Below are 13,038 nucleotides of genomic sequence, written 5' to 3' on the forward strand. Positions count from 1 at the left end.
TTTCCGGGCGTAGGCTCGGGCTCCGTGTCCGACCCGGTGGCGGTTCCGCTGACACCGGCCGTGGCGGTGTCGGTGTGGCTTTTCGACCCGGTGACCGTGGTGCTCGTCGGGCTTGCGGCACTGGGCTATTGGCGAGCATGGCGCAGCGCTCCCGCGACCGACCGTGGTGGTCCCGACGGGAACACAAGCGCGGCTGCGTGGTGTTTCGGTGCGGGCCTGGTGCTGTGGCTGCTGACCGGTTGCAGCGCGATCGCCGTCTACGCCCCGGTGCTGTTCTGGATGCGGGCGCTGCAGGTGCTCGTGCTGATGTTCGCGGTGCCCCTGCTGTTGGCGTGTGGCCGCCCGGTGGCCACCGTCCGGGCGGGCCTCGGCGGCGGGGCCCGGCGGCGCCTGGACGACGCGCTCGCCTCGACGCCGGCCCGGATGCTGATCTCTCCGGCGCCGACCGCGCTGGTGATGCTCGGCACGCCCTGGCTGCTGTACCTGACACCGTGGTACGTGGCCTCGATGACGGGTCCGATCGCGTCGGCGACGCGGGTGTTGCTGGTGCTCATCGGGTTCGGCTACTTCTACAGCCGCATCCAGGCCGACCCGGTGCCGCACCGCTATTCACCGATGATCTCCATCTGCATCAGCGTCGCCGAGTCGATCGGCGACGGGCTGCTCGGCGTCGTGCTGTGGCTGGGTCCGTTGGTCGCCGTCGACTACTACGCGGGTCTGCACCGAACCTGGGGACCCAGCCCGCGGGTGGACCAGTCCATCGGCGCGGGCATCCTGTGGCTGGTCGCCGACGTGCTCAGCCTCGGCTTCCTGCTGGTGCTGATGCGCGCGCTGCGGCTGCACGAAGCCCGGAGGGCCGAGCAGGTCGACGCCGAACTCGATGCCGCCGACCTGTCGGTGGCCGACGGTGATGCCCCCGGGCCGGAACCGCCCGGAGCTCCCTGGTGGCTGTCGGATCCGCAGCTGCGGGCCCGGTTCGGGCGCTGAGGTCAGCCCGTCAAAACGTCGTCATCGGCCGTACGGTATTGGCCATGTCGATGAGCGTGTAGCGGTGCGTCTGGCTGGGGGACAGTCGCGCCAGTGTGCGCAGCGACGCCTCCACGCCCAGGCGCAACCCGGATTCGGTGAACGGGAAACCGAGGATGTGATGCGGGTCGGCGGTGTTGTCGATGATCCAGTCCAGCGCGGTGCCCAGCACCAGCGCCCGGATCTGCGGGACCCGCGGCTCGGTCTCCGGCAGCGTGTCCACGCGGCGGGCGGCCTCCCGGATCTGTTCCTCGGTGACCTCGCTGATCGACCGGGCGGACAGCATGGTCACGGCGCTGGTCAGCCGCGCGGTGGTGAAATGCCGCGACGTCGAGGGGACCGCGTCCAGCGTCTGCACCGAGGCCTCGCGGTCGCCGCGCACGGCCTGCGCCCGGGCCAGCCCGAACCCGGCGGCGATAACCCCGTTGTCGGTGCGCCACACCGTCTCGTAGAAGCTTTCCTCGTCGGCGCCGCCGGACAGTTCCGCGGTGGCCGCCAGCGCCAGCTTCGGCGCCAGCTCACCCGGAAGCGCGTCGAGCACTTCGGTGAAATGCCTTGTGGCGCCCTCATAGTCGGTCGACAGCAACTCGGATACCGCGCGGAACCAGATGAGCCGCCAGGGTCGGCCCACCTTGTTGGCCAGGTCGTCGAGCTTGCTGGCCGCCTTGGCGACGTCGCCCAGATCCAGCAGCGCGCGGACCTCCATCAGTGGGACCTCGACGGAGGTGCTCAAGTCGATGCCCTCGGCATCCAGCGCGCCGTGCCGGGCCGCGCGCAGCGAATCCAGGGTCTGCACCGGCTGGGACAGCACCGTCGCCGAGAGCACTGCGGCCCCCGGGTCGGTCGGGTCGACCAGCGGGACGGGCAGCGCGGTGACGATCTCGGTGGCGGTCAGCTTCTCCGAGTGCGGTTGCCCGTCGAGGTAGACGTCGGTGTGGGCCACCAGCAGTTTCACCCCGAACGTGGACCGTGACGGGCTGAACATGGTGGACAGGCCGGGGCGGGGCAGCCCGGTATCCTGGGCGACGACTTCGCGCAGCACACCGAGTAGTTGACCGGCCATCTCCTCGGCACTGCCGAACCGCCGGCGCGGATCCGGATCGGCGGCGCGGCGCAACAACCGGGCGAAGCTGTCGTACTTGGCCAGCACCGGATCGTCCTCGGGCAGCCCGTCGAGATAGCGGCCCTTCTTCACCGGCATCACCAGGGTCAGCGCCGCCAGGGTGCGCCCGACGGTGTAGATGTCGCTGGCCACCGTCGGGCCGGTGCGGACGATCTCCGGCGCCTGATAGCCCGGGGTTCCGTAGAGGAAACCGAACGAGTTGATGCGCGACACCGCGCCCAGGTCGATCAACTTGAGCTGGTCGCCGGTCAGCATGATGTTCTCCGGCTTGAGGTCGTTGTAGCACAACCCGATCGAGTGCAGATAGCCCAGCGCCGGCAGGATCTCCAGCATATATCCGATCGCCTGTGGCACCGGAAGCCGCAGTGTGCCATGCTGTTTGAGCGACAGGCCGCCGACGTACTCCATCACGATGTAGCCGACCGGTTCGCCGCGACTGTCCGGGTGCTCGACGAAGTTGTAGATCTTGACGATCGACGGGTGCGCCACCTCGGCCAGGAATCGCCGCTCGGCCATCGCGATGGCCTGTGCCTCGGCGTCGCCGGAATGCACCAGGCCCTTGAGTACGACGGGGCGTTCGTTGACATTGTGGTCGACGGCCAGATAGATCCAGCCCAGACCGCCGTGGGCGATGCAGCCCTTGATCTCGTACTGGTCGGCCACCATGTCGCCGGGCTTGAGCTGCGGCACGAACGAATACTCGGCGCCGCAGTGCGGGCAGTTGCCGGAGATCGCGCCCGGGCCGTCGGGGCCGGATCGGCCGACCGGGCGGTTGCAGCTCCAGCAGAAGCGTTTCTTCTCCCCGACAACGGGATTGGTCATCAGCGCGGTCAGCGGGTCGAGCTCGGGCGCCGGATGCATCTCGACCAGCCCACCGCCGACCCGGCGGACCGGCGCGACCATCCGCACCGGCTCGGAGGTCCGGGTGGTGTCGGAACGGCCGGAGGACAGGTCGTCGTCATCATCGTCGTCGTCGAAGTCCGGGCGGTACACCGCCTGGGTGGCCATCGGCCGCAGCGTGGATGCGGAATCGGCGAACACGTCGGCCCGCTGGGTGCCGGGGTCCTCGGCCTCGGGGACGTCCTCCGGTGTCTCGTCGGCGCTCATGTCAATCCACATACCTGGCCGCCGGAGGTGTCGGTGTCGGCCCCAAAACCGTCAACCACTTGCGGTACAAGGTATTCCAGGTGCCGTCGGCGCGGACGCGGGCCAGCGTGCCGTTGACGAACCGCACCAGCCCGGTGTTGGCCAGGTTGATACCGATGCCGTAGGGCTCCTGGGCCATGCTGGGCCCGACGATGTGCAGGTACGGGTCTTGGGACATCAGCCCGGCCAGGATCGTGTCGTCGGTGGACACCGCGTCGGCCTGACGCTGCTGTAGGGCCACCAGGCAGTCGGCCCAGGTCACCACCGACACGATGATCGGCGCCGGGTAGATCTGCTGGATCCGGTCCAGGCTGGTGGTGCCGCGCACCGCGCACACGCGCTTGCCCGACAGATCCGACCACTGGGCGATCGCCGAACTGCGCGGCGCCAGAATCCGCTGATACGCATAGAGGTACACGGTGGAGAAGTTGACCTGCTTGCGGCGTTCGCAGGTGATGGTCATGGTCTTGACCACGATGTCGACCTGCTCCTTCTGCAGGGCGGTGATCCGTTCGGCCGAACTGAGGATGCGGTACTCGATCTGATTGGGGCTGCCGAAGATGTCCCGGGCCACCTCACCGGCCAGGTCCACGTCGAAACCGTTGATATCGCCGGTTACCGGATCGCGGAAGCTGAACAGGTTGCTGCCGACGTCCAGCCCGACGATGAGACGCCCGCGGGCCCGGATCTTGGCGACCGCGGCGTCGGCGGCGGCCTTGTCCGGGAACGGCCGCAGGCTGGCGGTGGCGTTGCAGTCATCCGGCGAACTGGGGGCGGTTGCGCGCTCGGGCGGCAGTTCGGCCATCCCGGCCGGCGTCGGCGGCGCGAGGCTCAGCGACGGTGGGGTGGGCGGCACGCTGACGGCGCCGCAACCGGTCAGCAGCACCGCACCGGCCGCGGCCAACAGCCGACGGCCGATCATCGGTACTCGCTCATCCGCGGCCAGAGTCCCAGCGCCACGGCGATCGCCGCGCCCAGCGACAGCACGATGCCGCCGACGGTGGTGCCCGACAGCACCCGCTGGGCCGACACGATGTCACTGCGCAACTGGTTGCGGCTGGCCTTGAGCCCGGACGACAGTGCCTGCTCCAGCTTGTCGAAGGCGGGGGTGGAATCGTCCTCCCCGGTGCCCAGTGCGACCTGCGTGGCGGCCTGGTAGTTGCCGACCGAGATGTAGGCGTTGATCCGCTCGTCGGCGGACTGCCAGCGGGCGAGCAGTTGGTCGGCGTCGGCCAGGTCGGACTTGTCCACGCTGTCGTGCCGGGACAGATAGCTGGTCAGCAGCTCGTCCATGGTCTGCATGCGGTGGTAGTAGGACTGCTTCCGGGCGTTCTCGTCGCCGCGCCGGATCAGCGACAGGGTCTCGTCGGCCCGGGCTTGCTGGGCGGTGATCGACAGGTTGGTGATCACCCGCAGCGAGTCCGCCGAGGTGTTCTTGGCCTGCCGGCTGCCGGCCGTCGAGATGATCAGCGCGGTGCCGACCCAGCCGACCATCACCGCGATCGCCAGACCGCCGGCGACCAGCCCGAGGTTGATCCGGCGCCGGGTCCGCCGGGCCAGCCAGCGCGCGGCGAACAGCCCGAACACGATGGTGGTCGCCACCACCAGGATGGCCGGCGCGGGGATGCGGGTGGACGCGGTGGTCGCGGCGTCGACCCTGCCCGAAGCCCACTCGTAGAGCTTCTGGGCATCGGGCAGGATGCCGTCCTGCATCAGCGACGACGCCTCCGACAGGTACGAGGAGCCGACCGGGTTGCCGGCCCGGTTGTTGGTGCGGGCGGTCTCGATCAGCCCGGTGTAGACGGCCATCCGGGCGTTGATCCGGCCCAGCAGCTCCTGCATGGTCGGGTCGGTCAGTCCGGACGAGGCCTGGGTCAGGGCGACCGACGCATCGGTGAGTGCCTGCTCGTAGCGCTGCCGGACGGGCTGCGGCTCGGTCCCGGCGATGAACGCGGTGGCCGCGGCGGCGTCGGCCACCGACAGTTTGGTGTAGAGCTGCCCGGCCGCGAACGACAGCGGTTCGGTGTGGTTGAGGACGGTGGTCAGCGCCTGCTGGCGGGAGTTGATCGCCGTCGAGGTGGCGAATGCGGTGAGCACGCCGAGAGTGGCCAGGGTCAGGCCGATGGCCAGGATCCGGCCGGGCGTCGTCCACAGGAACCACCAGCGCGGCAGCGCCTGGCCGGGCCGGGAGCGGGAGGCCAGGGGCTCGGTGGACGGGTGCGCCAGCTCAACCGTCACCTGTCGTGGCCTGCCTTCCCGAAGCCTTGCCGGACAACTCACCTCTTGGGTAAGCAAATTCTAAGAACATTGTGTGACAGTTGGGGCCGGTTCGCCAGGACTGGCGCGAGTGTCGAGTACCGGCGTGTCTGTGAGCGGCGCTTTCTGCTTATCCTGGACGCGTGCGTGGTGACGGCGACGGCTGGGTGATTTCCGATGCGGGAACCCATCATTGGGGGCGCCACGGCGCGGCCGGCCTGCTGCTGCGCGCGCCACGCCCGGACGGCGGGGCCGCGGTGCTGCTGCAGCACCGCGCGCCGTGGAGCCACCAGGGTGGCACCTGGGGACTGCCCGGCGGCGCCCTGGACAGCCACGAAAGCCCCGAGCAGGCCGCCGTGCGCGAGGCCCACGAGGAGGCCGGACTGGCCGACACCGCCCTGCGGGTGCGCTCCACCGTGGTCACCGCGGAGATCGTCGCGCTCGGCGGCGGCCGGTGGAGCTACACGACCGTCATCGCCGACGCGGCCGAGCTGCTCGACACCGTCGCCAACCGGGAGAGCACCGAGCTGCGCTGGGTGGCCGAGGAGGACGTCGACGGCCTGCCGCTGCACCCCGGGTTCGCCGCCAGCTGGCCGAGGCTGCGCGCGGTGATCGCCGAACTCCCGCTGGAGTGAGGCTCAGGCCAGCGCGGCGGCCAGCGCCGCGGCGGCCGCGCCCGGGTCTTCGGCGGCGGTGATGGCCCGGACCACGACGATCCGGGTGGCCCCGGCCGCCAGCACCTCGTCCAGTCGCTCGGCGTCGATGCCGCCGATGGCGAACCAGGGCTTGTCGGTGCCACTGGCCGCGGCGTGGCGTACCAGGTCCAGTCCGGGTGCCGGGCGCCCGGGTTTGGTCGGGGTCGGCCAGCACGGGCCCACGCAGAAGTAATCCACTGGTTCCAGTAGCGCCATATCCACCTGCGCCTCGTCGTGGCAGGAACGCCCGATGATCACCGCGGGCCCGACAATGTCTCGGGCGACGGCCAGCGGCAGGTCATCCTGGCCCAGGTGCAGGACGTCGGCCCCGGCGGCGCGGGCGATGTCGGCGCGGTCGTTGACCGCCACCAGGCGGCCGTGCCGGCGGGCGGCGTCGGCCAGTATCGCCAGGGCCTCGAGTTCCTGACGCGCCTCCAGCGGCCCGAAGCGCGCTTCGCCGGCCGAGTCCTTGTCGCGCAACTGGATGATGTCCACCCCGCCGGCCAGGGCGGCATCGGCGAATTCGGCCAGATCGCCGCGTTCCCGGCGCGCGTCGGTGCACAGGTACAACCGCCCCAGGTCACGGTGCGTGGCGGTCGGCGCGGGTTCGGTGTGGGGCACGGACCGAGCGTAGTCGCCGGTCGGCGGGCAGTAGGCTGGACGGGCAGGTGGCAGGTGAAGGGAGACGGCGCGGATGGGCGGGACGCTGGCCGTACTCGGCGGCGGGGTGATCGGCCTGTCGGTGGCCCGCCGCGCGGCCCGCGACGGCTGGACCGTGACCGTGCACCGCGGCACCGAACCCGGCGCCTCCTGGGTGGCCGGCGGCATGCTCGCCCCGCACAGCGAGGGCTGGCCCGGCGAAGAGGAACTGCTGCGCATCGGCCTGGAATCGCTGGCGCTGTGGCGCGCCCAGGGTCCCGGCAGCTACCGCGACGGCCTGCCCGAGAACATCATCACCGCCCGAGAATCCCTGGTGGTCGCCGTCGACCGTGCCGACGTCGCCGACCTGGCGACGGTGCGCGATTGGCTTGCCGCCCAAGGCCATCCGGTGGTCGCCACCACCGCCGCCCGCGACCTGGAACCCCTGCTGGCCCGGACCATCCGGCACGGCTTCCTGGCCACCGACGAACTCGCCGTCGACAACCGCGGTGTCGTCGAGGCGCTGCTCGCCGACTGTGAACGCCACGGCGTCGGCTGGGCGGGCCCGGTGGACGACCTCGCCGACGTCGACGCCGACCAGGTGGTGATCGCCACCGGCATCGACGCCCCGAAACTGTGGCCCGGCCTGCCGGTCCGCCCGGTCAAGGGCGAGATCCTGCGGCTGCGCCGACGCCCCGGCGCCCTGCCGGTGCCCACCCGGGTGATCCGCGCCCGGGTACACGGACGCCCCCTCTACCTGGTGCCCCGCACCGACGGCGTCGTCGTCGGCGCCACCCAGTACGAACACGGCCGCGACACCGCGCCGTCGGTCAGCGGTGTGCGGGACCTGCTGGAGGACGCCTGCGCGGTGATGCCCGGGCTGGGCGAATACGAACTGGCCGAAGCCGCCGCCGGACTGCGGCCGATGACCCCCGACGGCGTGCCCGTGGTGGGCCGGCTCGACGAGCGCACCCTGGCCGCGGTAGGGCTGGGCCGCTCCGGATTCCTGCTGGCGCCGTGGACCGCACAACGCATCGCCGAGGAACTCGCGGACTCGGCCCGGGCGCCGCGACCGGGCCGGGCAGACAGAGCCACCGCATAGCTGAAGGGCAGGAAACGATGAAGCTGATCGTCAACGACGAAGAGGTCGAGGTCGCCGCACCGGCCACCGTCACCGCGCTGCTGGCGCAGCTCGGCTACCCGGAGAAGGGCGTGGCCGTCGCGGTCGACTATACGGTGCGCCCCAAATCCGCCTGGCAGCAACCACTTTCCGAGGGCGACCGCATCGAGGTGCTGACGGCGGTGCAGGGTGGCTGAGGACGCCTCGCCACCGGAGGACGCTGCGCCACTGACCATCGCCGGCCGCACGTTCGGATCCCGGCTCATCCTGGGCACCGGCGGCGCGGCCAACCTGACCGTGCTCCAAGAGGCGCTGGTGGCCTCGGGCACCGAGCTGACCACCGTCGCGATGCGCCGGATCGACGCCGAGGCCGGAACCGGCGTGCTGGAACTGCTTCAGCGCCTCGGTATTTCGATGCTGCCGAACACGGCGGGCTGCCGTGGCGCCGCCGAGGCCGTGCTCACCGCCCAGCTGGCCCGGGAGGCACTCGGCACCAACTGGGTGAAGCTGGAGGTGATCGCCGACGAGCGTATCCTGCTGCCCGACGCCGTCGAATTGGTCCGCGCGGCAGAGCAACTCGTTGACGACGACTTCGTGGTACTGCCGTACACCACCGACGACCCGGTGCTGGCGCGCCGCCTCGAAGACGTCGGCTGCGCGGCGGTGATGCCGCTGGGCTCGCCGATCGGCACCGGACTGGGCATCGCCAACCCGCACAACATCGAGATGATCACCGCCGCCGCGGGTGTCCCGGTGATCCTCGACGCCGGCATCGGTACCGCCAGCGACGCCGCGCTGGCCATGGAACTCGGCTGCTCGGCGGTGCTGCTGGCGTCCTCGGTGACCCGCGCCGCCGACCCGGCGATGATGGCCGCCGCGATGGCCGCCGCCGTCACCGCCGGCCTGCTGGCCCGGCGCGCCGGACGGATCCCGAAGCGGTTCTGGGCGCAGGCGTCCTCGCCGACCGGATCGGTGTCGTCGTGGACCGCGACCGGGTGCAACAGCTAGGTGACCCCGATCCGTCGCTACGCCGCCCTGGGCAGCTCGATGGCCGCCGGGCCGGGCATCACGCCCCGGGTGCCGGGCAGCCCGCGGCCGGCCGGACGGTCGGAGCGCAACTATCCGCACCTGGTCGCCGAGGCGTTGGGCGCCGAGTTGACCGACGTCACGTTCTCCGGTGCGACGACGGAAAACCTGTTGTCGCGCAAGCAGTTCGGCGCACCACCGCAGCTGGAGGTGCTCGACGAGAGCGCCGACCTGGTCACCATCACCATCGGCGGCAACGACGTCGGCTACGTACCGATGATGATCGCCGCGCTGACCCCCGGGCTGCTGCACCGGCTGCCCGGCGTCGGGGCCGGACTGACCGGCCTACTCGACCCGGCACGCCGCGAACTCGCGCTGGCCGCCGCCGGCCCGGCGCTGCGCGCCGTCGGCACCGCGGCCCGCGACGCCGCACCGAACGCCCGCATCGTGTTCGTCGACTACCTCACGCTGCTGCCCCCGGCCGGGCAGCCCGCCCGGCCGCTGTCGGAGCGCAACGCCGAGCTGGCCCGCCACGTCGCCGCCCGGCTGGCCGAGATCACCGCGTCCGCCGCGACCGACACCGGCTGCGAACTGGTGAGCGCCGCCGCGGCCAGCGTCGACCACCACGCGTGGTCGCCCGACCCGTGGACGGCCGGCCCCGGACTCTCGGTGCCGCTGTTGCTGGGGCGCGCCCCGCTGACCTTCCACCCGAACGCCGCCGGGATGCGCGCGGTCGCCGACCTGGTACTCGACCACCTCGGGGCGGATCGATGATCGAGCTGCGCGACCTCACCAAGCGCTACGGCGCCACCGCGGCCGTCGACGACCTCACCGCGACAGTGGAACCCGGCGTCGTCACCGGGTTCCTCGGCCCCAACGGCGCCGGGAAATCCACCACCATGCGGCTGGTCCTCGGCCTGGACCGGCCCACCGCCGGCACCGCCACCATCGACGGGCGTCGCTACCGCGACCTGGACCACCCGCTGCGCACCGTCGGCGCGCTGCTGGACCCGCGACAGTTCCAGCCGCACCGCACGGTGGCCGCACACCTGAGATGGATCGCCGCCAGCAACGCCATCCCGCGTGCCCGGGTGGACGAGGTGCTGGGCGAAGTCGGGCTCGACACGGTCGCCGGCCGGCGGGCCGGCACCCTGTCGCTGGGCATGTGCCAGCGCCTGGGTATCGCGGCCGCGCTGCTGGGCGACCCGGCCGTGCTGCTGTTCGACGAACCGGTCAACGGCCTGGACCCCGAGGGCATTCGCTGGGTGCGCACCCTGATGCGCGACCTGGCCGCCGATGGTCGCACCGTACTGGTGTCCTCGCACCTGCTCTCGGAGATGGCCGACACCGCCGACCGGCTGCTGGTCATCGGTCGCGGCCGGTTGCTGGCCGCCACCACCGTTGCCGACTTCCGGGCCCGCGGTACCGGCGGTGGTGTTCGGGTCCGCAGCCCGCAACTCGCGCAGTTGCGCACCGCGCTGACCGACGGCGGCCACACCGTCGTCGACGACGGGCCCGACGCGCTGCTGGTCACCGGTACCGATACCGACAGGGTCGGCCAACTCGCCGCCGACCGCGGCGTCGTCCTGCATGAATTGACCGACCGCACGGCGTCCCTGGAGGACGCCTACCTGGAACTGACCGACCCGGTCACCGACTACCGGGCCGGGCAGCCGTGATCGCCGCCGTCCGCGCCGAGGCGCTCAAACTGACCGGCACTCGCGCGCCGCTGGCCGCCGCGGCCGCCGCGGTCGCACTGTCGGTCGGGATGGCCGCGCTGCTGGCCTACACCGCCTACATCGGCGAACCCATGTCACCAGGCAAGGCCGCCAGCGGCGCCGCGCTGCTGGGCGTGCCGATCCTGATGGTGCCCGCCGCGCTGTCGATCACCGACGAATACCGCTCCGGGATGATCCGCACCAGCTTCCTGGCCGTCCCCAACCGCGCCCTGGTGCTGGCCGCCAAGGCGGTGGTGGCGGCGGCCTATTCCGCCGTCGTCGCCGCGGTGGCCGGCTACGCCTCGGTGCTGGCCGCCCGGGCGGTGGCGCGACCGAAGGTGGCCGCCGGACTCGACCCGACCGGCGCCGACACCGTGCGCACCGTCGCCGCGATCGCGGTGGTCGCCGCGCTGGCGGCCGCGCTCGGGGTGGGTGCCGGCGCGCTGATCCGGGCCGGCTCCGGAGCGGTCGCCGTCGTGCTGCTATGGCCGCTGGTCGCCGAGACCGCGCTCGGGATACTGCCGGGCGTCGGAGCCAGGGTCGGGCCCTACCTTCCGTTCGCCGGTGCCTGGGAGTTCGCCGGCATCACCACGCTGTATTCGTTCCGGTCGGCATTCGGCTCCCTGGGCGGGCTCGGCTATTTCGCCGTCGTGGCGGCGGCGCTGCTGGCCGCCGGCATGCTCACGGTGACCCGCCGGGACGCGTGAGCCCAGTTTGCGTACCGAGGCGGTCCGGCGAACCGATAACGTGGTTTCAATGGGATGGGGATTGCGCGGCCGCCGGGCCGGGAAAGCCGGCATTGCGGTTTTCGCGAGCGTGCTGGTCGGATTGACTGCCGGGTGTGGCCACGAAGCACCGGCCTGCCCGAAGGATCCGGGGATCGAAGCCGCGGAGAAGTTCGGCCGGGAACTGCAGAAAAAGATCGACGTCGACGCCATGTTCGCTCACCTGCAGAAACTGCAGGACATCGCCGACGCCAATCACGGCACCCGCGCCATCGGCACCCCCGGCTACGAGGCCAGCGTCGACTATGTCGCAACCACCCTGCGCGACAAGGGCTTCACCGTCGACACCCCGGAATTCGAGGTCCGCCTCAGCCACTCCGAGCCCGGGACCGTGCACGCCGGGGACGCCGACTTCACCGCGCGGGCCCTCAAGTACAGCACCGGGGCCCCGGCCGGCGGGCTGACCGTCCCGCTGGTCGCCGCCCGCACCGGCGACGCGGCCCGGGTCTGCGCCGACTCCGACCTCGACGGCCTGCCGGTCACCGGCGCGGCGCTGCTGGTCGAACGCGGCCAGTGCCCGTTCGCCGAGAAGGCCGCCACCGCCGTCAAGCACGGCGCCGTCGCGGTCATCGTCGCCGACAACGTCGACGAGCCCGAGATGACCGGAACCCTCGGGGAGTCCACCACGATCACCGTTCCCGTCGTCTCGGTGAGCAAAGCCGACGGCGCCGCGCTGCGCGCGCACCCGGGCCAGGTCACCGTCAAGGTCGACGCCCGGGTGGACACCCTCAAGGTGCGCAATGTCATCGCGCAGACGTCCACCGGGTCCACCACCGACGTGGTGATGGCCGGCGCGCACCTGGACTCGGTGCCCGAGGGACCCGGCATCAACGACAACGGCTCCGGGGTGGCCGCGGTGCTGGAGACCGCGCTGCAACTCGGGCCCGCGCCGCAGGTCACCAACGCCGTGCGGTTCGCATTCTGGGGCGCCGAGGAGGTCGGCCTGGTCGGCAGCCAGCGTTACGTCCAGAGCCTCGACGAGAACCAACTGCGCGATATCGCGCTGTACCTGAACTTCGACATGCTGGCCTCACCCAACCCGGGCTACTTCACCTACGACGGCGACCAGTCCACCGCGGTGGCCCGCGGTGGGGCGGTGCCGCGGGTACCCGAGGGCTCAGCCGGCATCGAGCGGCTGCTGGTGGGTTACCTCGACGGCGCTGGAAAGCGCGCCGAGGACACCTCCTTCGACGGCCGCTCCGACTACGACGGCTTCACCCTCGCCGGCATCCCGGCCGGTGGCCTGTTCGCCGGCGCCGAGGAGAAGATGACGGCCGAACAAGCCAAGGCGTGGGGTGGACAGGCCGACCAGCCGTTCGACCCGAACTACCATCAGAAGACCGACACCCTGGAGCACATCGACCGCACCGCGCTGGGCATCCAGGGCCCGGGGGTGGGCTTCGCCATCGGCCGCTACGCGCAGTCCCTCGGCGGACGCGACGGCGTCCCGGTGCGCGACGACCGCACCCGCCACGTGGTGCAACCCGGCTGAGACGAGGCAAAC

Annotated in this window: 13 protein-coding genes; 9 read left to right on the forward strand and 4 right to left on the reverse strand. The window is 71.6% G+C overall.

Features of this window, described 5'->3' with window-relative positions:
• Positions 1 to 24 precede the first annotated feature (24 nt).
• Positions 25 to 987: a cytochrome c oxidase assembly protein gene (locus tag G6N16_RS04930; protein WP_234805772.1), complete on the forward strand. Its 963-nt coding sequence runs from the start codon at positions 25 to 27 to the stop codon at positions 985 to 987.
• Between the two features lie 10 nt (positions 988 to 997).
• Here G6N16_RS04930 and G6N16_RS04935 read toward each other — a convergent pair whose 3' ends face one another.
• The 3 genes from G6N16_RS04935 to glnX are packed head-to-tail and all read right to left on the reverse strand — an operon-like array spanning position 998 to position 5,533.
• Entirely contained in the window at positions 998 to 3,256 is a 2,259-nt protein-coding gene (locus G6N16_RS04935; protein WP_163787776.1) for a serine/threonine-protein kinase PknG, read from the reverse strand.
• Between the two features lies 1 nt (position 3,257).
• Positions 3,258 to 4,217, reverse strand: coding sequence for a glutamate ABC transporter substrate-binding protein (locus G6N16_RS04940; protein WP_083030051.1), 960 nt, complete (start codon positions 4,215 to 4,217; stop codon positions 3,258 to 3,260).
• On the reverse strand, positions 4,214 to 5,533 hold the full coding sequence (glnX, locus tag G6N16_RS04945) for a protein kinase G-activating protein GlnX (protein WP_083030050.1): 1,320 nt from the start codon (positions 5,531 to 5,533) through the stop codon (positions 4,214 to 4,216). Before glnX ends, G6N16_RS04940 begins: the two co-directional genes overlap by 4 nt.
• 161 nt (positions 5,534 to 5,694) lie before the next feature.
• Here glnX and G6N16_RS04950 point away from each other — a divergent pair, with 161 nt between their 5' ends.
• Complete coding sequence (locus G6N16_RS04950; protein WP_083030049.1) at positions 5,695 to 6,186, forward strand: NUDIX hydrolase; 492 nt, start codon at positions 5,695 to 5,697, stop codon at positions 6,184 to 6,186.
• 3 nt (positions 6,187 to 6,189) lie between these two features.
• On the opposite strand, the gene thiE is transcribed toward G6N16_RS04950, so the two are convergent.
• Positions 6,190 to 6,867 (reverse strand): thiamine phosphate synthase, encoded by a 678-nt coding sequence (thiE, locus tag G6N16_RS04955; protein WP_165756823.1) that lies wholly within the window; start codon positions 6,865 to 6,867, stop codon positions 6,190 to 6,192.
• Positions 6,868 to 6,940: 73 nt separating this feature from the next.
• Between thiE and thiO the strand changes: the two genes are divergently transcribed.
• The 7 genes from thiO to G6N16_RS04990 are packed head-to-tail and all read left to right on the forward strand — an operon-like array spanning position 6,941 to position 13,026.
• A complete protein-coding gene (gene thiO / locus G6N16_RS04960; RefSeq protein WP_083030048.1) occupies positions 6,941 to 7,987 on the forward strand; it encodes a glycine oxidase ThiO in 1,047 nt (348 codons plus the stop codon).
• Between the two features lie 17 nt (positions 7,988 to 8,004).
• Complete coding sequence (gene thiS, locus G6N16_RS04965) at positions 8,005 to 8,202, forward strand: sulfur carrier protein ThiS (protein ID WP_083030047.1); 198 nt, start codon at positions 8,005 to 8,007, stop codon at positions 8,200 to 8,202.
• Positions 8,203 to 8,233: 31 nt separating this feature from the next.
• Entirely contained in the window at positions 8,234 to 9,013 is a 780-nt protein-coding gene (thiG, locus tag G6N16_RS04970; RefSeq protein WP_165756824.1) for a thiazole synthase, read from the forward strand.
• 9 nt (positions 9,014 to 9,022) lie between these two features.
• Complete coding sequence (locus G6N16_RS04975) at positions 9,023 to 9,805, forward strand: SGNH/GDSL hydrolase family protein (protein ID WP_234805778.1); 783 nt, start codon at positions 9,023 to 9,025, stop codon at positions 9,803 to 9,805.
• The gene (locus G6N16_RS04980; RefSeq protein WP_083030045.1) at positions 9,802 to 10,710 is read left to right on the forward strand and encodes an ABC transporter ATP-binding protein; all 909 of its coding nucleotides are present in this window, start codon (positions 9,802 to 9,804) and stop codon (positions 10,708 to 10,710) included. Before G6N16_RS04975 ends, G6N16_RS04980 begins: the two co-directional genes overlap by 4 nt.
• Entirely contained in the window at positions 10,707 to 11,456 is a 750-nt protein-coding gene (locus tag G6N16_RS04985; RefSeq protein WP_083030044.1) for a hypothetical protein, read from the forward strand. The genes G6N16_RS04980 and G6N16_RS04985 overlap by 4 nt, the downstream gene beginning before the upstream one ends.
• Positions 11,457 to 11,505: 49 nt before the next feature.
• A complete protein-coding gene (locus tag G6N16_RS04990) occupies positions 11,506 to 13,026 on the forward strand; it encodes a M28 family metallopeptidase (protein ID WP_083030043.1) in 1,521 nt (506 codons plus the stop codon).
• Positions 13,027 to 13,038 lie beyond the last annotated feature (12 nt).

It is taken from the genome of Mycolicibacterium insubricum, from assembly GCF_010731615.1.
Classification (GTDB): domain Bacteria; phylum Actinomycetota; class Actinomycetes; order Mycobacteriales; family Mycobacteriaceae; genus Mycobacterium; species Mycobacterium insubricum.

Coding starts and splice junctions, on each gene's coding strand:
- thiO (WP_083030048.1), top strand. CDS start 6,941: ATGGGCGGGACGCTGGCCGTACTCGGCGGCGGGGTGATCGGCCTGTCG.
- G6N16_RS04980 (WP_083030045.1), top strand. CDS start 9,802: ATGATCGAGCTGCGCGACCTCACCAAGCGCTACGGCGCCACCGCGGCC.
- G6N16_RS04940 (WP_083030051.1), bottom strand. CDS start 4,217: ATGATCGGCCGTCGGCTGTTGGCCGCGGCCGGTGCGGTGCTGCTGACC.
- G6N16_RS04935 (WP_163787776.1), bottom strand. CDS start 3,256: ATGAGCGCCGACGAGACACCGGAGGACGTCCCCGAGGCCGAGGACCCC.
- G6N16_RS04990 (WP_083030043.1), top strand. CDS start 11,506: ATGGGATGGGGATTGCGCGGCCGCCGGGCCGGGAAAGCCGGCATTGCG.
- thiS (WP_083030047.1), top strand. CDS start 8,005: ATGAAGCTGATCGTCAACGACGAAGAGGTCGAGGTCGCCGCACCGGCC.